Raw genomic sequence first — 24,587 nt, 5'->3', positions numbered from 1 at the left:
AGACACCTCATGCACCGCACAGGAGACGCCAATGGTGACCACAACCAGCTAACCGCCTGACCTCAAACACAGAACTGAATACCGAGCCGAAAGCACAAACGGCTACACCACTACACGGGACTTGACCTTCTTCGTGCGCGTACGATAGTAAATTTTCGCCTTATTAGGGAATTTAATCGCATCTTTGCCATTGCCCAGAATCGGCTTCGGAGACACACCGGGATACTCGTCCTCCCACCAATCCATCAACGCCGGATTATCCTCAATGACTTCCCAAAGACGGTCGCGAGCGTCCATCGCCGTATCCAAAAAGTGCGCCGAATGCATAATAGAATGCGCACTACACAGGTAGATGGCCACAAGCTCCAAGGCAACAAGTACCTCGCCCTTTCCGTTCTGACGGGCCAAGGATACGACAACTTCACGCGAGGACCACATGCCCGCGCCATTCTGCAAAAGACTATCGCGCAGCAAATCCTCCTGCCACGGGTACAAGTCCAGCCCGGCCCAGCGGACAAACTCACAGGCACGGTCAGCAAACTCACGGTCACCAGCAGGGACGTTTTGGCGAGTCGGCTCCTGGCGACCAATAAGCCAATCAGGTTTACCCACCAGACACCACCCCCTACTGGCCTACAACTTTAAATCCGCCGAACTTGTTGACCTTAGGCTTCGGCTCACGCGCCTCACCATGCGAACGCGCACCAAACAAGTCCGGCCGGTCTTTCACCCAGCCACGAATCTCAGCCGACGCCCGCTTCTCCACCAACAAGCCCGGATGCTCAATCGGAAAGCCCTTACCATCATCAATAATCAGACCCTCACGCTCCACAGCGTCACGCGAATCACGCGCCCGCAACGTCAACCCTGCCACAATCAGCACAGCCTCCATATCAAACGCGTTAAGGTCACGCCCGCCCGACAATCGCTTGGCTTCATCCTCAATCCGACCCACACAATCACCTCCACAAAAAGGGCATAAAAATAGACCCACACTCTAAAAAGAGTGCAGGGCATTAAATACCAGTATTAGCCAGCTTCCCTCGCAATACTCGTCGGAGCGCCCATAACAATCGCACCAGTATTCCGCGCCACACCAGGCACAGATACTACCGACCGCGATGGGTCCACACCTCGAAGCGCAGGCATCACACGACCGTACGAGCGCGACGGCGGCACCTCATCAAAAGCAATATCCACAAAATCAGCGAACATGCGGAACTTCTCCACATCGTCGGTCATCTCGAATTGCTCCGTGCGAATATTCTTATTCAGATTCATCGACGAGGTAATCACCACAGACCAATCTTCATTCGAAATCAACACAAACTTCGCGTGCGTCCGCACCGTGATAATGGCCTCCTCACCAAACAGGGAGGCAATGTCCGTAACCCCGGCCTGACCCTTTTTCTGACGACCAGAATCCATCACAAACCGAATCGAACGGATGCGACCATCATCGGCGAAGTTTTTCGCCGCTTCAATGTCATAAAACCCGGACGACCACGTCGCAATCGTCACATCAGCCGGACCCGTGACCTCAAGCGTCGCCTGGATTAAATCAATCAACGAAAACTGGCCATACGTCAGGCCGCTAATCGTCGTATCGTGGTCAAACCCGGCGATGGACTGTGCCGCAACACCCGCTTTGGAGAAACGAGCGATAGAGCGCGTCTTCTTGCCAGCTACTTTCGCAGGCTTAATCGTCGCCATGGACTCAAAAAGTTCACCAAGGTGTTTTTTCTGGGCGGTGGTGAAATCAAAACCAAAGTCAGCGCCCATCTCGAGTACTGCTTTTGAGAATCCCTCAAAATCCGGGGTAGCATTATCCATGTCATCACATCCTGTTCAGTGGTGGCCACGCCCTGGGGTAGTTGCCGCTATCGCCAGGGCCTTGACACCTCTTATTTTAGCAGGTCAAACCGCATTTTGGCAACTAAACCAGGCCATTTTTCAGCCCATAACCCACGATTCCAGCATGGCGCTACACGGCCCATAGAGACGTTGAACACCCAGCCTTACACCCCGACTCGAACGCGGCGCAGCAGGCCGTCACAGACCCTTTCCGGGGCCAAAAAGCGTCCTTTTAAGGTGCGGAGAGAGAAAGCTTGACTGACCAGGGACAATAGGGGGAGTCAATGAGACTACCCCCTTATGATTTTGGGGCGGCCCCAATCATTTTCACGCCCAAACAAAACCGTCACCATCCGACGTGGACTCCTCCGTCTTCACCGGCCGGGGCCTATCCCACGCCCCACCAGACCGATTACACGTACGATGCAACAACCGCGTCGCCTTGGTCGCCTGCTTATTCTCCGCGTACTTAAGCGCAGCACCAGGCCCGTGGTCAGCTTCCAAAGCTGCCCTGTCAAAGTTCTTAGCCGCCGTCTTAAACATCGGCTTGCCACATTCCGGGCACGGCGCACCGTCAACGAGTTGTGCGAGTAGTGTCCGCCGATGCTTCTGATGCGCTTGCCCGTACCCGCGCTGAGTGGTTGTCTTCGATGCTTTCGACTTCTTGGCGTACCAGTCGGCGGCAATTTTCAGCATGTACTCCGGGCGCTGCTGCTTGCAGCGCCGCAGGACTGTGTCTTTGCCGGGGTCGATGGTCATGATGTCCGCCCCGGCGGCTTTGTATTTTTTGACCTGGGCTGTGCTTGGCGTGGAATGAATTATCCATACCGTGAAACTGCCATCGTGCTTGTCGATGGCTTTATCTATCGCCGCTTGTCGCGCCGCCTTGGTAATGGCCTTGATGTGCGACTCGTGCTCATGATTATCCGCATCATGCCCTGCAAGTGCGTTGGCGATTTCGTCGTAGTCGATGATGACGTCACCATGCTGCTTATGTTCGCGGATATAAGTGGTCTTCCCTGCTGCAGGAGGGCCGGTGACAACGATAATCCCCACAGCGTACCTCCCCTGCTTGTGGTGTCGTGTCCTGGTCGTGAACCAGCGGCCTGCGCCTCATTGTTGCTAGTACTATCCCGGATGTACTTGATTGGTGTAGAGGTGGCTACAAGACTTGTAATACGGCAAATGCCCCGGCGTGTGCCAGGGCATAATTTGTCGTCGCGTCGATTATAGCATGTGGCGTGACAGCGGGGCTAAAAGAATAAATAGTCTTTGAAATCCACTCTTTTATTCAGCGCCGTTTTCATAATGTCGTTCTCCCGGTATTCGTTTCCATCTTTGAGCCAACGTGCCAAGGAAAGACCGAACACGCTTTGCGCACCGGCTTGGCGCAGTGCGCTAGTAGCCGAGAGTAAGTGTCCACCGGACGCCCAGGTATCGTCGATGAGTAGAACCTTTTTCCCCTCGACGATACCTTCCGACACCTGAAAGTTAGACGGATCATAGCCTCTCGGATTGGTCACGCCAGGCCCACCTTTTAGCGTCTTCTCAACAATGCTCCTATGCCCAGTCTTTGTAGCCGCCTGATTGATAATCTGAGTCAAGGGATGCAACCCTTTTCGCTCTCCGAGACTGGGCACGAATGTAATAACATCAATTGGAAAGCGACGCGTAGCTTGCTTCATCCCCATCATAGCAAGAGCCAAGACGATGGTTTGGTGGTCGCTTGCAGGTTGTTCACCCTTGTACCGGCTCATAACTGACCCGCTCTGCTGTCCGGCTTGGGCATAAATACCGAAGCCCAGCGCGTCGGGGAATGCGTCAGCTGGATAAACCCGGTTGCATTTGTAACACGTCGTGAATCCCGGCTTCACGGTGCCGCGACACTTCTCACAAGTTAGATGCGGTAGGTGGATAGCGGGAGCCAAGTAGTTCGCCCGCTGGTTTAAGTACTCGTACGCTGCGACCATCAGAATAGTTTCGTCTGCTCACCGTAGCCGAGGGTTACCTCGATAGACGCGTCTACTGCTTCAGCTAGAGAAGTCACACGAATGGCCTTATTTTCATCTACAAGCCTTTTTGCCCACCTAACAGTATTGGCAACCGTGCCTGTAAAAATAACTTTTCTACCATGATTTAGTGCTGCTTTGACTTGGTGGCGTGTCCCTGATTTCTCTGTTGCGGCCATGACTATGGTTGCTAGACCGTACCCTGACATTACGGCGTTGCGCATGGGGAAGTTGAATTTCTTAACCGGCGCTCCTGGTTCAAACTGGGATAACACTAGACCATCCCCTGTTTGAATTTTTTCTCTGAGCGCACGATTAGTGACTGGAGACGTGCGGTCAAGGCCAGTTCCCATGATTGCGATAGTTCGCCCTCCGGCTGCGATTGCACCTTCGTGGGCTGCTGTATCAACCCCTCGGGCTAACCCTGATATGACCGGGATTTTCCGCTGTGCCAGGCTCTTGGCAAGCTGAAACGATGCTTCAAGAGCTTCATGAGATGCTTCTCGGGAGCCAACGATGCTTACGCCTTTTTCTCCGGTTTCTAGTTTTCCTTGCCAGTAGAGAATGGCGGGGGATTCTCGCACGTCTCGAAGTACAGTCGGATACGTGTCTTCAAGAATGTTTACTAGGTTATAGCCCTGATTTTTCCACTGTTCGATTTCTTCCTCTTCGCTTGCGTGAGAAGCGAACAGAGTTCTGGAGTGCTCGTTAATAACGAACTGTGCATCACCTAGTCTTACTAGTTCATCGGTGCGCTCGATTTGAGATAAGCCTAGGTCGGCACGCAGGAGACGCAGGATATCTGCGTTCTGTTCTTCGGGCCTAGTGAGCGTGTGCATGACAAGAATATTACCCAGCTAGGCGCCGGTTTAGTAGTCATCCAGCGGAATTTCTTCTAACGGCGAGGTTGAAAAGCACCTCGTGTTGTAGATATTTCTTCTTCCCGTCACAATCTTCCAGAGAGCTTATCTTCTCTCTTTCTGCCCATTTCCTTAGCAGTTCGGGGCTTACGTTGTGGCCTTGTTGTCTTAGCCGGTAGCAGATGGTTCGTGCGGTGAGCCATGCTTCCTGCGGCTCGCTTATTGGTTCTGGTGGTCGTGTGCGTCGGAGGCGGTGGTTGAGTTCGCGGGCTTGGTGGTTAAGCTCGTCGAGCATGAGTGGTGCGACGTCGAGTTGGCTGATGGGCCCGGCGTTCCAGGCTATCCATTGGCACATGCGTGTGCCGTTGCGTTGGAAGCCGTGGGTGTAGATGTCGCCTGTGAGGGGGACATACCGGGCGGCATCTGTGCAGTATTCGTTGAGTAGCGCGGTGAAATGCGCGTCATCACTGATGGTCCAGATGGGGAATGGTTCGCTGGGGCCTTTTTGCTGATTCGCGCCTTGGGTGGAGACTTCGGGTGCGGGTGGTCTTTGGTATTTGGCGTGGTTGAGTTCTTCGTAGAGGACTTGGAGTTTTTTGGCGGCGTGGGCGAGGTCGTGTTGGTCTATGGGCATGTGGTGTGCTCCTTCCCGGGGGTTGGGTTATAGTTTTTCCCAGTTGCTTTCCCATCGGCGGTGGGTAGGCTCCCCGTCGAAGTGGTACACGTCGGTCATGCCGCCGTGGTCGCCGAGGTATTCGGCGTATTCCCATCCGCCTTGTGGCGGTTGACCGTCGGGGGTCCAGGCGCGAGGCAGGTCACAGCGAGGGGTGAGGTTTTCGGGGATGGTGAGGCGTCCTATTTGTCCTTCATGGATTAGCTCACAGAATCCCTGGTGTTTGAGACTGTCGTCTACGTAGATTGCGAGGTTGGTGCGCTCGTCGGGGTCAGGGAAGTCGCACCACATTCCTCGGCACCGTGCGCGTTCTTGTGGGGTCATGTCTGCGAGGGTTTTCATGATTCTTGCCATTCTGTGACGTAGCGGAATATTGGGACGCCGGGCGGGGTGTCGAAATATTCTGGGGAGTGGGAGTCACCGTTCCAGCTGCCTCGCGAGTGAGGCTCGGGGACGATTTCTTGAACGTCCATGTCGGCGATGGTTTGTAGGGCACGGCGGGCGTGGACTTGTGGCACATGGCCTGCGTATAGCTCCTCTTCGAGCCAGCGTTGTGCTTCTCCGGGGGTCATCGGGGTCATGCTTCCTCCTCTGCGTAGTTGGCGGTGGTGAGGTCACTCATTCAGTTTCCCTTCGATGAAATTCAGGTAGGCCGACCATTCGGGTTGTTCTCGGGTGAGCTGGTCTTTTTCTTCCGGCGTTAATTTGGAGTTCAAGCGGATATCGAGGCGTGTGCCCCGGATTATCTGTGCTTGAGTGCGCTCATCGAGTTCGCCCCAGTGCTCTATTACCCATCTGGTTGTGTGTCGGAGGAGGAGGGATTGTCTTTCGCGGCAGTGGCGTAGGGCGCTGATGATGATGTGCTGGTCATGCGGGCGCAGGGTGGGGTCGCTCATGGTCTTATTCACCCGGTTCTTCCTCGTAGGAGTTGATTGTTTCCCTGGTGAATTTCGCCGCCAATTCCGGGGAGACTCCGATGACATCTAGTACGTAGTGGCTGTTAGTTTCGTCCCCGAAGTCGTAGACTCGCACGGTAATAGTGTCCAGTGAGTCTTTGAAAGATTCGGCGGAAATCATGTAGCGGCCTTGGTAGTCGCGCACGATGGAAGATGCGGAATTGTACTCCTCATGGAGGCGTACAAATAGCTCTTTACACCCCAGGAGCTTGAAGAATGTTTCGACTGTGGCGGTGGCGGTTTCTTTCGGGGCCATTATTCTCCCTCCGTGAGTGTGTAGCGGCGGCCGGTCGGGGTGAGGTTTTCGGGCGTGCAGTGGATGAAAGACTGCTCTCCATCTTCAGGGAAGTTAACGAAAATGTTTCCTGTTCCCACTTTTTTAAAAAGCATGATTACTTTTCCCCAGGTGGGGTGTTCTGCTTCCGCTAGGTAGTGCTTGCTATCGTCCCATTCGACCTCATCCATTGTGGGGCGTGGGAGCGGTGGGAGAGCGCGGAGGATGGTTTCTTTGGCTGCGCGGGTTGCAGGTAAGCGCTGACACAGCTTCTCTAGCTCTTCGTGGGCGTCGAGGATTTCTTGGCGGGTGGGGTTTAGTTGTCCCATAGTTCGTCGTCCTTTCTGAGGTCGTGGAGTTGTTCGTACCAGCGTTCTTGGCTGTCGAAATTGTTTTCTATTTCGTATTCGTCTGGGTCGTTCGTGTCGTCGAACGGGAACGGTCGGGCCATGGTTAGTCCTTCCAGGTGATGGTGATGTGTGCGCCGGCGGGGTTGTGGTTGTCGGCGTAGTACTTGGTGGCTTGGAGGTGGGTGACGCGGGAGTCGTTTGTGAGGATTCCTGCGCCTTCGAGGGCATCGAGGATTGAGCGGGCTAGTTTGTCGCAGTCGGGTTTGACGGCTGGAGCCCCGTAGCGCGGTCGTTTGGGTCTTGGTAGGTAGAAGTCCATGTGGACGGCTGCGGGGCTGTCTATGGGGCTGCTGGGCCGGTTTTGGGCGGCCTGTAGCTTGACTGCTTGCATCCAGGCGGGCAGTTTCTTCGAAGATTCAATCATTCGCCCGCCACCGACATGCCGCTTTGACCCTTTGGGGGCTGGGTTGCCTTGTACCCAAAATTCGATGGTGCTCAAAATGGTGGCTCTTTTCGTTCAGGTTTCGGCTTGTGGTCGCACTTGACGGCCGGGTTACTTCCTTGCATCCACCCGTTTTCGTCACAGCGGTCGCAGGCATCAATGGCGGCGCGACGCTGCTTGCGTTTCTCGTTGGCCCGGTCGGCGTCTTGCTCGCGCTGCCATGCGTCGTTGATGAGCGTGCGGAGCAGGCCGGGGCCTTTGGGGGTTGGGCGGCGGTTGAACTCTTGGGTGCCGGCGTTGATGGCGGTGTCGCTGATTCCGGCTTGGCGAGCGCGGCGCGTAGCGCCCGAAAGCTCGTCAAGGGTGATTCCGCCAGCCTCGCCCGATTCGCCTTGATCACCGTTACTTGGCTGGCTATCAGTACCCCAAGTAAAGGACGGGTCGGGCCGGGCCGGGCCGGGTCGCTGTGACACCCCTTTGTGACATTCGTGTGAGTCACGCGAGGGTGTCACGTGTGAGTCACGCGTGACATTTTCAGATTCCTGCTGCTCTTGGCGTTTTTGGTGGCGCGATTTGCGTTGCCTTTCGGCTCCATCTTCGCGCTCTTTTAACACCCGTTTGCGTGTGGGTTGGTACTCATTCCAGTCATGAAAGCGGTACGCTTTCGCACCGTTTTCGCACTCACATTGCTCCCAAATACCCACCGAAATCAGTGCATTAATCTGAGATTTTGTGCCCTTAAATCGCTTCACTTGGCTGGCTGGTATCACCCCATCAGTAAGATGCTTTCCACACCATGCCCCGGCCTTGACCCATAGACCAATCGAGGCGTTTGGAACGTCTAGAAACTTTGGGTGGTCATAGAATGAGTCATCGACCTTAAACCAAGTCAATCTTTTTTCACCTCCTTTTCTATGGATTGAAATAGACGTATGAGCGCGTCGAGAAAATCGGGCTGGGCGCAGTAAATGTCTTGGGATTCGAGGTAGGCGCGCATATCCTGGCGCTGCTGATGGGTGGTCACATGGTCACCTGCTTCAGTACCCAAATCAGGGCGTAAATTGGGTGATTGGGGTCCGCAATTCCACCGTCTGGGGTGTAGGCTAATTCGGATATTTTTTCGATAAAACAAGCAAGCATAAACAAGGTCCTTACGTGAAAAAAGAAACCCCACACGTGGACTATTGAGGTCCACCATGGGGCTTAAGAAGTCGGGTCAACCAGCACAATCGACGAAGCATTCATAGCAAAACGCCCGTCCCTCGTGGCACCATGCACCACATGGCCGACACGAGCAGCGAAAGTGATACGGTCAGCAATCTTTTCCGGGTCGAACGCCGTGGGGAAAAGAACCACTCTCCTGCCCGTATAGTCAGGCAGGTCAGCGGCCTTAATTGAGATGTAGCCCATCAGAACGGTGGTGCTTGGTCTTGCTGCCCTGCTTGCGCCGGTGGTGTTGACCACGCCCCCGAGGTGGCGGTTTGGCCACCCTGCTGGGGCTGGGCCTGCTGCCCCTGGGACTGCTGCGCGGTGGGCATACGGTAGAAACGCAAAGCCTGGAACTCAATCTTCGTGCGACTATCCCCATCACGCGTCTGAAACGACCGCGTAACCAGCTTCCCAGTCACAGCAATCTGGTCGCCCTTTTTCAACTCCGCGGCTAATTCAGCCCACGGGGTAGGATTCTGCTTATTGCCCGCCTCATTCCAAATGGTCACGTCCAGGTACATACTGCGAGTCTTTACCCACTGATTCTGATTCTCGTCATAACGACTATCCGAATTCGCCAACGTAAAATTCGCAACCGCATTACCCTGCGGCGTGAACCGCAACTCCGCATCCCTAGGCAAACCACCAGTCAAAGTGATTACATCAATCATTACAGTTCCATTCCTTTCAACTGACGTTTCGTAACCGTCATGCGCATATACAGTTGCCCCTGACGCGTTGTTGCTTCGATGGGATACTCATTAAATGGCCGTATCTGCCCTTTGTTTATCCGCGACGCGAAGTTCCTGCACCGGCTCTGCAGTGCTTCTTTCTTACGGTGCGCAGCATCGGGATACAGCCACTCGTATGGGACTTTTGCCCACTGGCCAGGATTGGCCAGCAGACTATCAATGAGCTCGTCTACGCGCTGTTCGTCAATCGTGGTGTAGTTCTGAGCAGGAGGCAGGTCATCAATGAATTCAATCGCCATTATTGTTCTTTCAGCTCGTTGTAGCGGGACATGATAATGTCTTTTACTTCGTCGGGTACATCGCCTTCGGCTTTAAGCCCGTCGGCGAAGGTGTTGATGTCGTCAGTGGTGGTGAAACTTGCGACGGTGGATTGAATGTCGGCCAAGAATTCAGCATCAACCGGCGCTGGCTCGTCGGCCTGCTGTGGTTCTTCCTGGCGGCCGGTTTCACCCATACCGAGCGCGGCTTTCAGCCCACTAGCGCCCCGGCTTGGTTGGTCCAGGCGCGTTGCCGTGACCTTATTAGTCGGCGACTGCTCCCAATCCTCTTTCACCGGCATGCCACCGGTCAGGTGCGGAATCATGCGGTCAGTGAGCTCACCAATGCATTTCCAATACAGCATCTTCGACGGGCGGGTCTCGTACTGCACCTTGTTGCCCTTGACGAGGCCTTCTCGGGTGGCGCGCTCGATGGTGTAGCGCACCTCCATCGACCGACCCTTAGGGCTAATCATGCGCACCGTAACAGCCTTAGCACTATCCTCTATGGTTTCGGTTTCGTAGCCATGACTCAGAGCAATAGCCAACGCCGTCTTCCCGTAAAGCATTGGTGTTCCGTGCACCACGTAGATGGACTTACCAATAGACTCCGGTGGGATACCCAGCGTGGCTCCCTTGAGGATCGCGGCCGCCATATCCGCCGGTTTGTTCTTGAACGGGCCTGCAAAATCAGTGCGAGCGATCCGCTCCGCAATCTGCGCCGCCGCGCTCCAGGCCTCCACCTGCAAACGCAATTGCTCCAGGACGTTCGAGTTGACCGACGTCATCGGCATACCCGTTGCCGGAGCCTGCTGATTAGTGGTGTCGAGTTCTTGATTCATTAATTCTCCTTAGAAAGGTCGATTTTCTTGTTGACGTACACCGACGGGGTAGAATTTTTCCGTGCCCGACGGTCAGCCAGTTTTTGGTCTCCCACCATGGCAAGGTGGGCATTCCCCATCAGGCCAGCGAGTTGGGTTTTGGCGAGCTGTGCGCGGTTTTTCGCTTCGTCTTCCGCATGAAATGCGTCCAACCACGCCACAGCCTGGTCGTGTGGCACCTGGACGGTGCCGTCGCGGTCAATATCTGGGTGCAGGCCGCGTACCGCGTCGTAGGTCTTCTTGTCCGCGTCCAGGTCAGGGAATTCACCAGCCCGGATTTTGCGGTAAATATCATGCAGCTGCTCAACCAAAGCGGTGAAAATACCTTCGTCAAATTCCACATCGTGAATCTCCGGCTTCATCGCGCCGGACACCACGACCACCGAGGCGGACGGGATACCGCTGACCCCCATCTGAAATGTGACTTGGGTGAAATAGTCCGCGGGGATTGAATCATCCTCGTCCGGGGTACCCCAATCTTCGAGGCTGAATGCGGTTTTGCATTCAATGATGTGGAATCGGCGGGGGTCTTTCAGTCCGTATTTTCGGTTGATTCCACGCCGGTCAATGGTGGCCATATTCGGAAATGGCAACGTCGGATTAGAGTACGCAATCTCTGCGGTGCCGTTGTGTGGCCGATTAAGCTGCCAGCCGGGGTGCTTATGCAGCCAGTACTTCGCCAGCGGTTCTTCGCTCAGGTGGCCCCATAGGGCGCGGTCTTCGTCCATGCCATCCACGGGCAGATTACCGGCCAGTTGGTGCCACGCCGCGTACTGGGATTGGAAACGGGAAATCCCCAACAGTGCTGGAACTTTCGACGCGGTTATAGTTCGCGCCCACCCGTCTGTTCCAGGGGCCGGGGGTTTAGTGATGATGCGCTGTTTCATGCTGCCTGCACCTGCCTGCGGACTCTATCCCGCGCCATTGGGGATACGGAGTATTCCACGGTGCGCTGGCTGACCTGGTACGCATCGGCGAGGCGTATGAGGGTCAATGGGCGGGAAATTCCACACCGGATGAAATGGTCGTATTCTTCCTGCAAAATCAGGGCCGTTTCGGATTTAATCATTGTCGTTCCTTTGCAGGTGAGCCTCGAGGGACCGCAGACTGGTGGCATCGATGCCCCACCCGGCCTCGAGCTTGACCGTTTTGTTGATGGAGTTGATGGACTTCTGCAGTTCCCTGTCGCGGTAGTAACCGCGGGCGGCTTCTTTCTCCAGGCGCTTTAGGCGCTGATTCACCGCAATAGACAACGCGAACGTGCCTAAAACATTGATGAATACAATCGAGGTCAGGGCGACTAGCCAGGTGGTCATCGTCGTGGACCTCCTTGGCTATGGGCGAGGGCGGCATACCCCGCGGAGGTGAGCGCTTCGACCTCGAGCTTAGAATTGCGCTTTACCAGCGTCACCAAACCGTGATTTTCGAGGTTTTTCAACTTGAATTGACTATGGAGACGTTTCCCACGAGCTACGGCTCGTAAGTCCTCCAATGTGGTATCGGAAATCATAGGGCAAGTCCTCCAATCAGGATTCCGGCGAATAAGGGCAGGCCAAAAGCCAAGCCCAGGGCGTAGTCTTTTAAGCGGTTCATGCGATTTTCTTCGGGTCGAAAAGCGCATCAATGACACGCTTAGGAAATACGGTGCGCGCACCCACGGTGATGGGGTGCAGGTGACCGACGGTGTTTTGCTTGACATGCTCGTAAAGCGTGGATTGTGAAATGCCAAGCATCCTGGCGACTTCTGGGACTGAGTAAGACTGTCTGGTACTGTTCATAGTGTTCCTTTCCAGGGATTGATTGGCCCCGCGCAGTGTGCAGCTACGCTGGGGCCTTCTTTACGTTCAAAGGGGTGGGTGCAGGGGCAGGGCAAGGCATAAAAAATCCCCACGTTCCCTTCACTTACGATGCGCTTCACACACCACACCCACCCCGAGTGCCGCGCCCAGGACTTGCACCCGGGGAGTAGCTATTTCACGGCCTCAGTGTTTTTCGTGCCCACTTATGTGGTGTTGCCTCACCCTTGGCCAGCTACGGCGGTCGGGTGGTTTCAGCCTGTCGGCAATGTGGGTCGTGGCCTTCTAAGACACTGGCTCGCCACATCAAGTAGTCCCACAAGGACACGGCCCGGCTACTGTTCTCTGCCGGGATAGGCTCCCTATTCAGTTCTCTGTACAGCGTTTCGACCCAACCCGTACCCTTTGAGGGATACGTCACTGTGTCGATATTTCGGGACATGACTGTCCCTGGTGCCTATGCGGTGGCTCGCACACCGCTGCCTGCTTGTTAGGCTTCAGGATTGGTGCCTTGCCATACCCCGATGGCGGCGTGATTGCGTGCTTTGCTACGTGAGCTCGTAAGCCCGATACGCTGAATCAGCCCGCGGCTGCGCCAGTAGTGGAATAGACCACCCCATGAGTTGGGGTTATCTGGTTCCAAACCGCATGCATCTCGAACGTCATCGGCGGTAAATGGCTGGCGGGATTTAGCCAATGTGGCCACTGCCTTATCGGCGGCGGCGTACCAGTCAGTACCGGCGCGAATCGCAGCCATGTAAGCAGCCTCCGCAGGGTGCAAATCATCAGCCATAGCGCTACACCGACCCTGGTAGTGCGTCGTAGATGGACTGGTCAATGTCAATACCTGCGTTTTTAGCTACAGTGATTGCCCACCCGGCGCGCACGTACAGTGTTTGTCGTACTTGGCCGTTGTGGTAGCGGGGAGCATTGTGCTGTGCCCTAATGTCGAAAAGATTCCGGTAAGCGGCGTAGGCGCGGTACTCGTTGCGGTCAACCACATCGCCTTTGCGTGATGACCATTCCCGGGTTTGGGTTTTGCGGTAAATCATCTTCGCGTCCAGTAATTTCTGACGCGCCTGCGGCTCGGTAAGCCCAAAGTGCGCACCCCAGTCTTTTACGGTCATCACATCCGACTCGATGGAAACGCAATGGTCGTAGTACTCGACTTTGGGCTTAGCGGCCTCCAAAGCAAGGGCCTGGTCCGCGGCCGTGGCTTCCAACTCCTTAATCGTGTGGTCGGCGACCTTGATGGCGCGGGCCATGATTTCTTCCGGCGACAACTCCGCAGACTCCTTAGCGCGACGCTCGAGGTCAACAAAGGCTCTAATAAGCCGCTTCTTGAAGTCGCGAACGATTTGAGTGTTACGCATGTATGTCATCAACAGCATGGCGTGTTCGCGGTTGAGGACTGCAATAGAGCGTTTTTGCTTACCGCCAGCTGTATCAAAGGGTTCGATTTCAAATCCGACCCTTCCGAACTCCTCGAAGTCCTCAATATTGTCTCGAACTAATCGGATAACGCTCGCATGCTGAGATTCTGTACCTTCCGCGATTATGAGACTGGTGGTTACCAGTTCGCCGTCTTGGTTTTTTACAAGATTCATTCTTAAAATTCCTTTTCCCAGCCTTGAACAGCGATAGTTTTCATGGTTTCGGCTAGTCCCGAGTCGTTGTCGATGATTTGTCCAATGATTGGGGCAATTCCACGGAAGGCGTGTGCGAGCATGATTCCTGCTAGGTCGGGCGACTTGGCGGTTCGGTTGACGTTTGCAAGCCATTCGTCAACGTCATCATCGGTGCGTACGGCTGCGAGGAATTCATAACCGTATTTCAGGGATACGACGCTCATGTCTCCCATGTGAGGAAGGGTGAAGAATCCGGATGGGAGTCCGTCCTCGTCGTGCGCTAGGACGGAATGCTTGTTTGGGTCGAACGGATGGTTCGCGAACCAATCCTCACGGGCCTGGTCAATCCTGCGGTCCATGATGTATTCTCCTTATTGAGTAGTTTTGTCTTGGCTCGGTGTTCTGGCACCGGGCCTTTTCTTATGCAGTTAGGGCTTCCAGGTTGTCGGCAACGAGGATTCGGTTGGGGCGCGCCCCAAGTGCCGCTAGCGCTTGAAGAACCGCAGGCTTTGGCTCACGAGTCCTGATGGCGTCACGCCAGGTCTTGCGCGTTATCCCCGTTTTGCGCTCAAGGTCAACGAGAGACGAAAGCCGATGAGCGCGCTTTATGCGGTCGATTTCGTCAAGACTGAGCAGGAACATTCCCATTTCCTCCTTTCATTTCCTCTTGTGAGAACAATTTAACCCACTTTCCGCAGGTGTGCAAGTTTCTTCGCGCAATTTAGGCAGACTTTTTCACATTAACGCAGATAAGCAACTACTTGACGGGTAGAAAATTACCCATTATAATGCCAGGTTATGAGCAAAGAAACAGACTGGTTTGCCAGCATGGCTGGCCGTCGGGTTACCGTCACTGAAATTGCCGAATATCTCGGTGTCTCCCGACGTACCGCCACCGACCATGTAAACGACGGCCTAACTTCCGATGAACTCATTACTGTCAGTCGTAAAATTGGGATTTCTCCAATTCACGCCCTAGTAGAACTAGGAAAGCTCACCTACCAAGAAGCTTTCGATTTCCTTGACGGGGACGGGCAACTGCTTTCCACGGCGTCCGCCGACCAGCTCATCTACCAACTAGCGGAAGATGGCCTATCCCCAGCGCAAAAACTTAACCTCGGTTCCCACTTGCGAAAACCTCGGAAACCAGCCCCGCATCTCACCCCCGTGTCCGGCCCGTCTGCTTCCCTAGACGATGACGACGGCATCGTCCGGGACTTTGACTGGGATGAACCACATGCCGCAGATAGCAGCCCAGACGAAGACAAACTTCGAGAAGAACGAGGAGAAGACCCCATCGACTAAATACAGTTCGGAAATTCCGAAAAGAAGCAGACCACAAGCGCCTAATTCCAGACACATAGAACGAGGTGAACACCCGATTGACCACTCCCCTTGACGCCCTCATCGAGGTCGCCGAGTCACGCGGATACCACATCCGCTGGCACAAGGGCGGCCCCAAAGCCGCCTGGCAGCCACACCGAAAAATCGTCACTGTCCGCCTCGGAATGAGCGACGCCGCAACAATTAGCGCCCTAGCCCACGAGCTTGGCCACGCCCACTACAACGACCCACCCGGCCACCACGGGATACACGAGCTACGCGCCGACCGCTTCGCAGCACGCCTACTCATCTCCCCCGTCGAATACGCCGCAGCAGAAACCATTTACGGACCACACCCGGCTACCCTCGCTAACGAACTCGGGGTGACGGTCAAAGTCCTCAAAACTTGGCAAACCCTCTACGAAAGGACAGCAGCATGAAAAAGCTACTCCCTATTGTGATTACTACCGTCGCGCTTGCAGTCTCCGCGTGCGGAAGCTCTGACCCGTCTACAGAGAACGACGAAAAACACATAAACGGCATGGACTCATTTACCGCCGCCTTGCTATGCCAAAAGCAGGTCGCGAAGCGCGTCGGAATTGACAAAGACTCCATGGTGAAAGTCGAGTACGGCGAGCCGTCCCGAAAAATACGGGTAGGCGATTCCTACCACTGGAACTACTCAGCCAGGGACCAGGCAGTCCCTGGTGGCCAATACTCATGCAATATTCGCCCCTCTGATAAGTACACCGCAAAAATCGAGGTCAATTAAAAGTCGCCCCTGTCTTGTTCGGTGGCTGCGTACCATTTTTGAACAAGACAGGGGCGTTGCAAACCCAGCACAAGGGTTCTGAAAACGATGCCAGGGCCTCTCCAAACCCTGAACACCAAGGAGCATACCACAATGGCTATCCAAAAAAGACTCACCAAAGCAGGAAAAACCGTCTACATCGCCCGCTGGCGCGACCCCGCGGGAAAAGAGCACTCCAAAAGCTTCACCCGGCAAAAAGAAGCCAAGGCCCATGTCCAGGAAATGGAGCGCGACAAACGCCTCCACAAGTACCTCCCCGAGGCAGACCAGGACATTACCGTCAAAGAGATGTTCAGCCGGTGGATGAACGACCGTCCGCTGCGTGAATCAAGCCTTATCCAGTATCGGTACGTACGCGACCGGCTCTTAGGCCCGCTTGGCCAGTGGCCAGCTCGCCAAGTCACTCCCGCCGATGTTAATGAGTGGGCTAATCAACTTCGTACGTGCAGGAGTTGGCTCGCCCCGGATGATAAAGGGATTGCAGGGCGGTCAGTGCAAATTACGTTGAGTTGCCTGCGGTCCGCGTTCACCTACGGGGTAGATAATGACCTGGTGGGGAAAAATCCTGTGCGGGTGCCGAAAAAGGAAACCGCGGTGGAACCCGACGAGATTCCCACTTTGGATGAAATTCAGCGAGTTATTGATGCTGTGGAGCAGGGTGGCGTCGAGTATATGTCGGTGCAGCCTAAAGGTATGCCGCCGCTGCGGTGTGTCTACCGGCCGGATAGGACCATGGCGGACATGTTGAGGACGGCGGCTTTGACCGGTATGCGTATCTCTGAGCTGTGTGGCCTGCTGGTCGAGGAGGTGGACTTGGAGGCGGGTGTAATTCGGGTCAGGAAGCAGCTATCGAGGTTGACCCCCCGGCGTCGGGTGGAGCTGAAATCGTCGCATTCCCGGCGCGATGTACCAATTGCCAGGGAGCTCGCCCCAGTACTTAAGCGCGTTATTGGCGGGCGGACGGAGGGGTATCTGTTCGTCAATAGTAGTGGCGGGCCGGTGCATGCGAATGTGGCGGCGCAAAAGGTGTCCCGTGCGGGAAAGGCGGTGGGTGCGGAGCGGGTGCATTTTCATGCTTTGCGGCACCGGTTCGCATCGTCTTTGTTGACGGGTGGTGTGCCGGTCCAGGATGTGGCGCGGGTTTTGGGGCATACGCCGGGGACTTTGCTGCGGACGTACACGCATGTTTTAGATGGTTCTCGGGAGCGTGTGGCGGGCGTGATTGATTCTGCGTTGGGATGTGGGATTTCTGCGGGATCGCCTCGGTTGACGGTGGTGTGTGATGGTTATGGAACCCCTGCTTAGCTGGTGTTTTAGTTTCTTATGTGGGGTCCTTGGATGTTTTTTACCTGATGCGTGACATCCGGTAATATTTCCGCGGCCACTGCGTTTGCGGTGGAATACTGCCTGAGGGGGAGGCAAGTTCAACGACCTCATTTCTCCGGGGAATAACCCAGATTTCCCAAATACGTGCAGCTGACTTAGCCACCAACGAGGCTCTGTGCGCACTTAACCCAGCCCCTAAAGTAAGGGCAAGCTGTTGTTTATGCCATGGCCAGCTATCCCACGTCGTTGTTTTCACTGCAATCCAAGGCGCAACCCTCTTTAATTCTCCTGCGTACAGCGCGGGATAATAGGGACTAGTTGAGCCTGCGTAACGAAGATTAATGAACTCATGATTTAACATGCTCTTTATCATCGCTGCTCAGTGAAAAATCCGCTGGGCATGGTGCTCCATATGGTGAAATTCTGAGGTCTTCACCGGGGTCCGCGCTGAACCGGATAGTAATCCACGGGGCGGAAGGTCAGCATCTACTGCGGAAGACTAGGCAGCAAGTAGCTTTTGACCAGTGCCAGAAGGTCAGCCTCCCATGGTCAACCTCCACTGCAATAACTGAGCAAAATGACGCCTCAAATGTCGCAAATCTTCTTCAACTATTGCATAAGACCCTGCACTTTTGGAGCTGTTTATTGCGTTGTCCTTTGCGCAGTTCATGGAACTACCCCCGCTATGGCGCTTTTGCGCGGCAAACCGCAATGCCTCTTAGAACTATGACGAACCGACGCGAACCAGGTCCACAATAGGCGCGTACAATTCACCGCTGGACAGGGACGTGATTTACTAGAAACAATGGAACCCCTCGAGCTCTCAGCACTCACCGGCACACAATCTCGCACTTACGGCACCTGCAAAATCACCAATGACATGATATCTGCACCGGTCCATGTGGCGATCGCGCTATGGGATGAACGCTGGGATTCAGCGGAAGATGGAACCATCGAGGGGTGGGTCATCGCGGTCAATACAGCGCAGGCACGCTTTGTACGCAAGGGCCAGATTAAAAAAGGCAATATCGTCAAGGTTGCAGTGCGCGAACTACAGCGCGCCCTGCGCGGAATCGATGGGCACACTTGGATTGTCACCGGTCGCAGGCAAAATGCGCTGCGCTCAGAACTCGAAAAGCGCGGTTATACGGTGACGGGGAGCTTTGCGGGGGAAAATCGGGCATCAGCGCACGCGAGCTCCGTACGCCGCAAACAAGCTGGCTTGACCGCGCGAAAAGCGCGCAAGCTCGGCGAGGCACCAAAGAAAAAAGAAGCCACCCAAGTCGAAACGCCGCAGGCGAAATGGTGGCCCAATTTCTCGCACACGACATCTTGGCCGGCGGGCGCGGTGGTGCGCATCGCCACCGATGCCTCTTCCGATACCGTATTCAAAGGCTCGATGTGTTTCGTGGCGGGAAACGGTGACTACCGCCTGCGCACCCGCAAAACGACAGCCAGCACCGACGAACTGGAACTTGAAGCGCTCACGCTTGCCTTAAAATACCTGCTCAAGATAGGTGCGACGAAGGCCGTGATCGAATCCGACTCCGTTGCGGCCTTAGATGCAATCAACCACATCCTGCACAAAAAAGGCTCGAAAACGGCCCGACTGGGACGCAGGTGGCGAGGGGTATCATCTGGCGCGCGCTCCCGATTCCAACAGGCCTGGAACGATCTAGAAGGCACCTGCGAGGTGGATATTCGCCGAGTGCTTGGACATGCTGGAGATCCGCTCAATCGTGCCGCCGATCAGATTGCTTATATGGGACTGCGCGCCATCGCCCACCCCATGAAGCAAACCCGGCCGACTTTACAAAGCGGGATTAATAAGGCACTCCAAGCGGTATAGACAAGACGAGATCAGCTCCAGCTACCGCCGCAGCAGAAGCACTACGCTTATTGCAATCGACGCGCGCCCTCACCGGGTTGGGCTACCACGAAGGTCGGCGCGGGGAAGCCCTGCTGCGCCGCTGCCTCTTCAATCGCGTACGCGGTCGCATCGACATCATCCTTCGCCACTAAGGCGATAACCGCACCGCCAAAGCCACCGCCGGTCATGCGCACGCCGAGCTCACCTGCCGCGGTAAAAGCAGAATCGAGCTCGGGCGTGGTGACCTCGTATAGATCTCGCAGCGAAACATGGCTGTCTCGCATCAGCTGGCGAAATGTATCCAGATCGAAGGCACACAACGCGGAAGCAGCACGCAAGGTGCGCTCAGTTTCCTCCACCACATGGCGCACGCGCCTGCGGTAAAGCTCGGCCGAGTGCGGGGACTTATCGGCGACAGTTGCGGCAAAATCCACGGCTTCCGGAATATCGCGGATAGTGCACTCGGCTTTAGATTGCACATCATCAACTATCCCGCGGCGGGAGGCATATTTGCCATCAGAAAGCGTGTGAGGTGCGTTGGTATCCGCAATAAGCAGCACGAAGTCCTGGGAGGCTATATCGAAGGGTATGCGTTCAACGGCTCCGGTAGAAAAATCGAGGAATAACGCCTTTCCACGCTGTCCAAAGAGGCTGGCATTTTGATCCAGTCCCCCGGTGGAGGCTCCCACTACTTCGTTTTCCGCGCGAATACAGGCGGCGACGAGCTCAGATCGGACTGCATCATCGGGTAAACATCCATGGTCGAGTTCATAGGCCGCAACGGCAATAGCGCATTCCAATGCTGCGGAACTAGATAAACCAGCGCCAACGGGAACGTCCGATACAATCGCTATGTCCAGTCCATCGCACTGAAATAAATCAGCCTCAACAGCCGCCCAGATAGTGCCCGCGACATAGCCTGACCAATCAGCAGGATGCCCCGGTTGCACGCTAGACAACGGAACACAAGCTTGAACGACGGACCCATCGAATTCCGATGCAATGCGGATTACGCCATCCGATCGCGGGCGGACGGCCACGGCTGTGTTTTGCTCGAGTGCAAACGGGATGGATGCGCCACCGGCATAGTCAATATGCTCGCCAATGAGATTCACCCGCCCCGGAGCAGCCCACACCCCAACGGGCTCAGGGGCAGCAGCATCTGACTCATGTTCAGCAAAAACCGCCGCAAAAAGCCGACGGGCAACGGTTGCCAGTTCCTCGTCTGTGCGCGTAGTAATCCATTTAGGCATCCCAGACCTCCCTAAAGCGCGCAGCGATGCGTTCTGGGGTGGTGTCATTAATCCACACTCCCTGCGCAGATTCAGAACCGGCAAGATACTTCATGCGATTCGGCGAGCGCATCAGCGAAAATAGTTGCAAATGCATGCGGATTCCCGAGCGAAGCTCCGGATCCACCGGAGCCTGTGTCCAGCTGGCAATGTATGGGGTCTTTTCCACGCCCTCAAAAAAGCGATCGACCGCAGAATAAAGCTTCTTCAACACCCGCGCGAGGACTGCGCGCTGTGCTTCACTGAGTGCTGAAAAGTCTGGGACATCCTCATTGGGCAGAACCATCGCCTCAAGCGGCCATTTAGCAGCCGCGGGGACAAATATTGTGAAGTATTGAGTCTCTGCAATAATGCGATCGCCTGCCTCCCGTTCCCCATCGAGAAGATCTTGGAAAAGATCGCCGCCATAGGCTCGAACCGAATCCACGATCGAGCGCAACCGTGGGGACAGGAACGGGTAAGAATAAATCTGGCCATGCGGGTGCTGGAGGGTAACCCCGATTTCTTTCCCGCGATTTTCAAAAGGGAATACCTGCTGTACTCCATCGATGGCAGATAGTGCGGCGGTGCGGTGTGCCCAGGCCTCGATCACGGTTCGAATACGAGATTCGGCCAGATCGCGGAATGAGAGAGTTGGGTCTTCGCTAAAACACACCACCTCACAACGGGCGTGAGCCGGCAGACGGGGAACCATGCCGAGAAGCTCATCTCTATCCGGCTCCGCGATTGTGGCGGCCGTGGAGAAAGAGGGAAAGCGATTTTCAAAAACCACCACGTCATAGCTGGGACTGGGAATCTCAGTTGGCAGTTGATCCGGCCGCGTCGGGGCTAGAGGATTTTCATGAGCCGGCGGTAGGAAGGTTCTGTTCATGCGGTGAGCGGCAAAAGCAACCCAGTCTCCTGTCAATGGATCGCGCCGCATTTCGGATGCTGGAGCAACGGTGGGAATATCGCGGGCATCATCAAGCACGCGATCGGGATGCGGCTGATCGTCGAAGTAGATGATTTCGCGGCCATCGGCAAGCTGAGCGTGAGTGATATCAACCATTAGTCTTCTCCTGGGATCCGGATCGGTTTCACACGCGCCCACACGAAAAAGAGTGCCGCTACAACGAGCATTCCCAGCCCTGCCCACAGGTTATCGGTTGCCTCTTTTGGCATTGCGGTATCGGCGTTTATGCCAGGGTCAAGGAAGAAATAACAAGCAATGAGAATAAAACCGTATAGGGCTAATAAGGCGCTAATCACATTGCGCAGGTCAAACGCGCCTGCATGTTTTTTACCAGACATGAACTACTCCCTAAACAAAGATGATGTTGAGGCCTACGGCAATGACGAGGCATATAATGCCCAATGGGACGGTTTGCTGGTACCACGGCAAAGACTTTTCGGTGTAGTCCGCGAAATGGCCCTGTGGAGTAACGGAAGCGACAAAGCCCACGAGCTCGCTTTCCGGTTTGGGCTGGGTGCCCATACTGACGATGATGGAGACGAGGATGTCCACAACGAAGGCGACACCAGCAGCCACGAACGCAGTGCCCTGGCCTGGCAGATTGATGGCATCGGTGAAAGTAGCGACATACCAAAACACTATGGCGGATGCCGTGCCAGCGACCAGCCCAGACCAGCCTGCATGCGGGGTCATTCGCTTCCAAAACATGCCCAAGATGAAGGTGGCGAAAAGCGGCGCGTTGAAAAATCCGAAGAGCGTTTGCAAGTAATCCATGATATTGCCAAAGTTCTGCGCCAACAGCGCCGTGAAGATGGCAACCGCGGTAGCCCCCACCGTGGCCACACGGCCGAACTTGAGGTAGTAACCGTCTTCGCGATCTTTGACCACGTAGGTTTGCCAAATGTCATAGGAGATAACTGTATTAAACGCCGAGATATTGGCGGCCATACCAGCCATGAAGGAGGCCAGCAGACCGGCAATAGCCACGCCCAAAAGACCATTGGGCAGCAAATCGCGCATAAGCAGCAAGATTGCATCGTTCGGCTCGGCGCGTTCTTCCATCAGGTCCGCCACCGACACGGAAGCAACCATGCCGGGGATGACCACCAAGAATGGGATAAACATCTTGGGGAAAGCACCAATAATCGGTGTCGTGCGTGCCGCAGAAATGGAATCCGAGGCCATTGCGCGCTGCACCTCGACGAAGTTCGTGGTCCAGTAACCAAAGGACAAAACAAAACCCAAGCCCACGACGATGCCAATGACTGACCATACCGGGTTATCAAAGCCGGAAATCTCCGTACCCGGCCAAGTGTGGAAGTGCGATTCTTCAGCCACAGCACCCTTCAGGCCGCTCCACCCACCGACCCGATTAAGGCCGATGATGGTCAGTGGCGCCAGTGCAGCCACGATGACAAAGAACTGCAAAACCTCGTTGTAAATCGCTGCTGATAGGCCGCCCAACGTAATATAAGACAGCACAATGATTCCGGCTACCAACAACGACACCCACATCTGCCAGCCCAGTAAAGCTTCAACGATGGTGGCCAAGAGATAAAGGTTGACTCCGGCGATAAGCAGCTGGGCAATGGCGAAGGAAATCGCGTTGACCAAGTGTGCTGCATTGCCAAAGCGTTTGCGCATAAACTCTGGGACCGAGCGCACCTTGGAACCGTAATAAAACGGCATCATCACGATGCCGAGAAATACCATGGCAGGAACAGCGCCGATCCAGAAGTAATGCATAGTCTGGAAGCCGTACTCAACGCCATTGGCGGACATACCGATGATCTCCACCGCCCCCAAATTGGCAGAAACGAAGGCCAGCCCGGTTACCCAAGCCGGAAGTCCCCTACCAGATAAAAAGAAGTCGATGGAGTTTGAGACTCGGGCTTTTGCTGCCCAACCAATTCCCAGAACGAATAGGAAGTAAATGGCGACCACCAAGTAGTCCACCCATGAGGCGTCTAGCCTCAAGACGGATTCAGCTGTTTCCATCACTGACCTTTCTCAATTTTTATTTTTGCACGGCAGACAGATGCAGGCTAAAAATCTGCGGCTTGTGCTGAGTAAGTCGCGCAAGATCTATCCCGTTGCGCAGGGCATTAGGTGGCGCGCTCATCGGTTCAACGGCCAGAGCCTTGCCCGATGGGTCTCCATCGCGGGGAAAACTATCCGGGGTATACAGTTGCACCCACTCCAAGCCGCGATCCATGACTAAACGGACGCCACGGCCATCGGCGGTATATTCCGCGACCAGCGGGCCTTGTCCGTGAAAACAATCATCCCAGTTCACACGGTTCAACGGTATATCCACCAACTGGGCCGGCCGCACCTGACCTGTCGGCAATTTTCTTTCATCCAGAAGATGGTGCTCATCCACATTCAGGTTAAATACACACTCGGACGTCGGCGAAGCCTGCGCCGATAAGAAGAGGTGAAGCCCATAAGCAAAGGGGATATCATCAGTGTGTTCGGTCACCGCCTCGAAGTGGGAATGCAAGCCGCTAGCATCCACGGCGTAGGTGGCCTTAAGCTCTACTGTCCAAGGCCAACCATTATGAGGACCAATAGTAAAAGTGAGCGTGACCTCGTTTTTATGCTGCTTAATTAACTTCCACCAGTTCACTGCGAGACCATGAATGGCGTTATTGAGCTCTGGCTCAGTAATGTCCAGCTGGTAATGCTCACCTTTCCAGGTAAATTGGCCGTCTGCAGTGCGGTTAGGCCATGGCGCTAGTACCACCCCGGCCAGCATCGGGGGCTTGTCCTTATAGGTTTCCAGCAGTGGCTGTCCCTGAAAAGTTAAGGATTTCAGGCCTCCGCCCCAGAGGGCAACCTCGGCTATGTAATCGCCCTCAGAGATGCTGACGCACTCAATATCAGCGGCTGCTTCATTTGCTGTATAACCGGTCATAATAACGACCTTTCTGGCTATAAGGTTTGGCTGGGACCAGCTTAAGATCTCGCGCAATGGCAAGTCAATCGTTTGCATAACCATGATTTAAAAAGAGATATTTAGCCAGTTCGAGACATGCAAGATTGACCCATTTCAGGGCTATCACGGTCTAC

Annotated in this window: 36 protein-coding genes; 5 read left to right on the top strand and 31 right to left on the bottom strand. The window is 55.1% G+C overall.

From position 1 onward, the window contains the following. Nucleotides 1-102 precede the first annotated feature (102 nt). The 26 genes from D9V82_RS08415 to D9V82_RS08290 form a co-directional block, all read right to left on the bottom strand. Nucleotides 103-612, bottom strand: a complete 510-nt coding sequence (locus D9V82_RS08415) for a hypothetical protein (protein WP_121911954.1) — start codon at nt 610-612, stop codon at nt 103-105. A 13-nt stretch (nt 613-625) separates the two neighbouring features. Beyond that, a complete protein-coding gene (locus D9V82_RS08410) occupies nt 626-955 on the bottom strand; it encodes a terminase (RefSeq protein ID WP_204084050.1) in 330 nt (109 codons plus the stop codon). Nucleotides 956-1,029: 74 nt separating this feature from the next. Then, nucleotides 1,030-1,833, bottom strand: coding sequence for a phospholipase D-like domain-containing protein (locus D9V82_RS08405; protein WP_239088600.1), 804 nt, complete (start codon nt 1,831-1,833; stop codon nt 1,030-1,032). Nucleotides 1,834-2,181: 348 nt separating this feature from the next. Further along, nucleotides 2,182-2,910 carry an AAA family ATPase gene (locus tag D9V82_RS12420; RefSeq protein ID WP_204084051.1) on the bottom strand — a complete coding sequence of 243 codons (729 nt, stop codon included), beginning with the start codon at nt 2,908-2,910 and terminating at the stop codon, nt 2,182-2,184. Nucleotides 2,911-3,107: 197 nt separating this feature from the next. Continuing rightward, entirely contained in the window at nt 3,108-3,611 is a 504-nt protein-coding gene (locus D9V82_RS08395) for a phosphoribosyltransferase family protein (RefSeq protein ID WP_167449764.1), read from the bottom strand. A gap of 212 nt (nt 3,612-3,823) precedes the next feature. Continuing rightward, nucleotides 3,824-4,702 carry a DNA-processing protein DprA gene (locus D9V82_RS08390; RefSeq protein ID WP_121911952.1) on the bottom strand — a complete coding sequence of 293 codons (879 nt, stop codon included), beginning with the start codon at nt 4,700-4,702 and terminating at the stop codon, nt 3,824-3,826. Between the two features lie 37 nt (nt 4,703-4,739). Next, nucleotides 4,740-5,357, bottom strand: a complete 618-nt coding sequence (locus D9V82_RS08385) for a hypothetical protein (protein WP_121911951.1) — start codon at nt 5,355-5,357, stop codon at nt 4,740-4,742. Between the two features lie 27 nt (nt 5,358-5,384). Then, complete coding sequence (locus D9V82_RS08380; RefSeq protein ID WP_121911950.1) at nt 5,385-5,738, bottom strand: hypothetical protein; 354 nt, start codon at nt 5,736-5,738, stop codon at nt 5,385-5,387. Then, nucleotides 5,735-5,977: a hypothetical protein gene (locus tag D9V82_RS08375; RefSeq protein WP_121911949.1), complete on the bottom strand. Its 243-nt coding sequence runs from the start codon at nt 5,975-5,977 to the stop codon at nt 5,735-5,737. The genes D9V82_RS08380 and D9V82_RS08375 overlap by 4 nt, the downstream gene beginning before the upstream one ends. Nucleotides 5,978-6,010: 33 nt before the next feature. Continuing rightward, entirely contained in the window at nt 6,011-6,304 is a 294-nt protein-coding gene (locus tag D9V82_RS08370; protein WP_121911948.1) for a hypothetical protein, read from the bottom strand. Then, a complete protein-coding gene (locus D9V82_RS08365) occupies nt 6,297-6,608 on the bottom strand; it encodes a hypothetical protein (RefSeq protein WP_121911947.1) in 312 nt (103 codons plus the stop codon). Before D9V82_RS08365 ends, D9V82_RS08370 begins: the two co-directional genes overlap by 8 nt. Continuing rightward, nucleotides 6,608-6,955, bottom strand: a complete 348-nt coding sequence (locus D9V82_RS08360; RefSeq protein WP_121911946.1) for a hypothetical protein — start codon at nt 6,953-6,955, stop codon at nt 6,608-6,610. Before D9V82_RS08360 ends, D9V82_RS08365 begins: the two co-directional genes overlap by 1 nt. 124 nt (nt 6,956-7,079) lie before the next feature. Further along, a complete protein-coding gene (locus D9V82_RS08355; protein WP_167449763.1) occupies nt 7,080-7,475 on the bottom strand; it encodes a RusA family crossover junction endodeoxyribonuclease in 396 nt (131 codons plus the stop codon). Next, nucleotides 7,472-7,891, bottom strand: coding sequence for a hypothetical protein (locus D9V82_RS12035; RefSeq protein WP_147446193.1), 420 nt, complete (start codon nt 7,889-7,891; stop codon nt 7,472-7,474). Before D9V82_RS12035 ends, D9V82_RS08355 begins: the two co-directional genes overlap by 4 nt. A 730-nt stretch (nt 7,892-8,621) precedes the next feature. Next, a complete protein-coding gene (locus D9V82_RS08345) occupies nt 8,622-8,828 on the bottom strand; it encodes a hypothetical protein (RefSeq protein WP_121911943.1) in 207 nt (68 codons plus the stop codon). After that, on the bottom strand, nt 8,828-9,298 hold the full coding sequence (gene ssb / locus D9V82_RS08340) for a single-stranded DNA-binding protein (protein WP_121911942.1): 471 nt from the start codon (nt 9,296-9,298) through the stop codon (nt 8,828-8,830). The genes D9V82_RS08345 and ssb overlap by 1 nt, the downstream gene beginning before the upstream one ends. Continuing rightward, complete coding sequence (locus tag D9V82_RS08335; RefSeq protein WP_121911941.1) at nt 9,298-9,618, bottom strand: hypothetical protein; 321 nt, start codon at nt 9,616-9,618, stop codon at nt 9,298-9,300. Before D9V82_RS08335 ends, ssb begins: the two co-directional genes overlap by 1 nt. Further along, complete coding sequence (locus tag D9V82_RS08330) at nt 9,618-10,478, bottom strand: hypothetical protein (RefSeq protein ID WP_121911940.1); 861 nt, start codon at nt 10,476-10,478, stop codon at nt 9,618-9,620. The genes D9V82_RS08335 and D9V82_RS08330 overlap by 1 nt, the downstream gene beginning before the upstream one ends. Beyond that, nucleotides 10,478-11,404 (bottom strand): YqaJ viral recombinase family protein, encoded by a 927-nt coding sequence (locus D9V82_RS08325; RefSeq protein WP_121911939.1) that lies wholly within the window; start codon nt 11,402-11,404, stop codon nt 10,478-10,480. The genes D9V82_RS08330 and D9V82_RS08325 overlap by 1 nt, the downstream gene beginning before the upstream one ends. Next, nucleotides 11,401-11,586: a hypothetical protein gene (locus tag D9V82_RS08320; protein WP_121911938.1), complete on the bottom strand. Its 186-nt coding sequence runs from the start codon at nt 11,584-11,586 to the stop codon at nt 11,401-11,403. The genes D9V82_RS08325 and D9V82_RS08320 overlap by 4 nt, the downstream gene beginning before the upstream one ends. Further along, on the bottom strand, nt 11,579-11,833 hold the full coding sequence (locus tag D9V82_RS08315; protein WP_121911937.1) for a hypothetical protein: 255 nt from the start codon (nt 11,831-11,833) through the stop codon (nt 11,579-11,581). The genes D9V82_RS08320 and D9V82_RS08315 overlap by 8 nt, the downstream gene beginning before the upstream one ends. A gap of 273 nt (nt 11,834-12,106) precedes the next feature. Next, nucleotides 12,107-12,295: a helix-turn-helix domain-containing protein gene (locus D9V82_RS08310; RefSeq protein WP_121911936.1), complete on the bottom strand. Its 189-nt coding sequence runs from the start codon at nt 12,293-12,295 to the stop codon at nt 12,107-12,109. A gap of 508 nt (nt 12,296-12,803) precedes the next feature. Continuing rightward, the gene (locus D9V82_RS08305; protein WP_121911935.1) at nt 12,804-13,106 is read right to left on the bottom strand and encodes a hypothetical protein; all 303 of its coding nucleotides are present in this window, start codon (nt 13,104-13,106) and stop codon (nt 12,804-12,806) included. A gap of 4 nt (nt 13,107-13,110) precedes the next feature. Beyond that, entirely contained in the window at nt 13,111-13,920 is an 810-nt protein-coding gene (locus D9V82_RS12230) for a Rha family transcriptional regulator (RefSeq protein ID WP_167449762.1), read from the bottom strand. Between the two features lie 2 nt (nt 13,921-13,922). Beyond that, nucleotides 13,923-14,300, bottom strand: coding sequence for a hypothetical protein (locus D9V82_RS08295; protein WP_121911934.1), 378 nt, complete (start codon nt 14,298-14,300; stop codon nt 13,923-13,925). 61 nt (nt 14,301-14,361) lie between these two features. Then, the gene (locus D9V82_RS08290) at nt 14,362-14,589 is read right to left on the bottom strand and encodes an XRE family transcriptional regulator (protein ID WP_338079632.1); all 228 of its coding nucleotides are present in this window, start codon (nt 14,587-14,589) and stop codon (nt 14,362-14,364) included. A 150-nt stretch (nt 14,590-14,739) separates the two neighbouring features. Here D9V82_RS08290 and D9V82_RS08285 point away from each other — a divergent pair, with 150 nt between their 5' ends. The 5 genes from D9V82_RS08285 to D9V82_RS08265 all read left to right on the top strand — a co-directional run bounded on the left by D9V82_RS08285 (nt 14,740) and on the right by D9V82_RS08265 (nt 19,250). Continuing rightward, nucleotides 14,740-15,246: a helix-turn-helix domain-containing protein gene (locus D9V82_RS08285; RefSeq protein ID WP_121911932.1), complete on the top strand. Its 507-nt coding sequence runs from the start codon at nt 14,740-14,742 to the stop codon at nt 15,244-15,246. A 77-nt stretch (nt 15,247-15,323) separates the two neighbouring features. Continuing rightward, a complete protein-coding gene (locus D9V82_RS08280; RefSeq protein WP_121911959.1) occupies nt 15,324-15,704 on the top strand; it encodes an ImmA/IrrE family metallo-endopeptidase in 381 nt (126 codons plus the stop codon). Then, nucleotides 15,701-16,036, top strand: coding sequence for a hypothetical protein (locus D9V82_RS08275; protein WP_121911931.1), 336 nt, complete (start codon nt 15,701-15,703; stop codon nt 16,034-16,036). Before D9V82_RS08280 ends, D9V82_RS08275 begins: the two co-directional genes overlap by 4 nt. Before the next feature lie 132 nt (nt 16,037-16,168). Further along, the gene (locus D9V82_RS08270) at nt 16,169-17,380 is read left to right on the top strand and encodes a tyrosine-type recombinase/integrase (protein WP_167449761.1); all 1,212 of its coding nucleotides are present in this window, start codon (nt 16,169-16,171) and stop codon (nt 17,378-17,380) included. An 826-nt stretch (nt 17,381-18,206) separates the two neighbouring features. Beyond that, on the top strand, nt 18,207-19,250 hold the full coding sequence (locus D9V82_RS08265) for an RNase H family protein (protein ID WP_121911929.1): 1,044 nt from the start codon (nt 18,207-18,209) through the stop codon (nt 19,248-19,250). Between the two features lie 47 nt (nt 19,251-19,297). Here the strand turns inward: D9V82_RS08265 and galK are convergent, their stop codons facing one another. From galK to D9V82_RS08240, 5 genes are read right to left on the bottom strand one after another with little or no spacing between them, the layout of a single operon-like run. Further along, nucleotides 19,298-20,524 (bottom strand): galactokinase, encoded by a 1,227-nt coding sequence (galK, locus tag D9V82_RS08260; protein WP_121911928.1) that lies wholly within the window; start codon nt 20,522-20,524, stop codon nt 19,298-19,300. Next, entirely contained in the window at nt 20,517-21,611 is a 1,095-nt protein-coding gene (gene galT / locus D9V82_RS08255; protein ID WP_121911927.1) for a galactose-1-phosphate uridylyltransferase, read from the bottom strand. Before galT ends, galK begins: the two co-directional genes overlap by 8 nt. Beyond that, complete coding sequence (locus D9V82_RS08250) at nt 21,611-21,853, bottom strand: cell wall anchor protein (RefSeq protein WP_121911926.1); 243 nt, start codon at nt 21,851-21,853, stop codon at nt 21,611-21,613. The genes galT and D9V82_RS08250 overlap by 1 nt, the downstream gene beginning before the upstream one ends. 10 nt (nt 21,854-21,863) lie before the next feature. Continuing rightward, the gene (locus D9V82_RS08245) at nt 21,864-23,513 is read right to left on the bottom strand and encodes a sodium:solute symporter family protein (RefSeq protein ID WP_121911925.1); all 1,650 of its coding nucleotides are present in this window, start codon (nt 23,511-23,513) and stop codon (nt 21,864-21,866) included. A gap of 19 nt (nt 23,514-23,532) precedes the next feature. Continuing rightward, on the bottom strand, nt 23,533-24,510 hold the full coding sequence (locus D9V82_RS08240; protein ID WP_234456431.1) for an aldose 1-epimerase family protein: 978 nt from the start codon (nt 24,508-24,510) through the stop codon (nt 23,533-23,535). Nucleotides 24,511-24,587 lie beyond the last annotated feature (77 nt).

The sequence above is a fragment of the Corynebacterium macginleyi genome (assembly GCF_003688935.1).
GTDB lineage: Bacteria > Actinomycetota > Actinomycetes > Mycobacteriales > Mycobacteriaceae > Corynebacterium > Corynebacterium macginleyi.
Note: the sequence above shows the minus strand (reverse complement) of the source record. Positions and strands in the feature narration are given on the sequence as shown.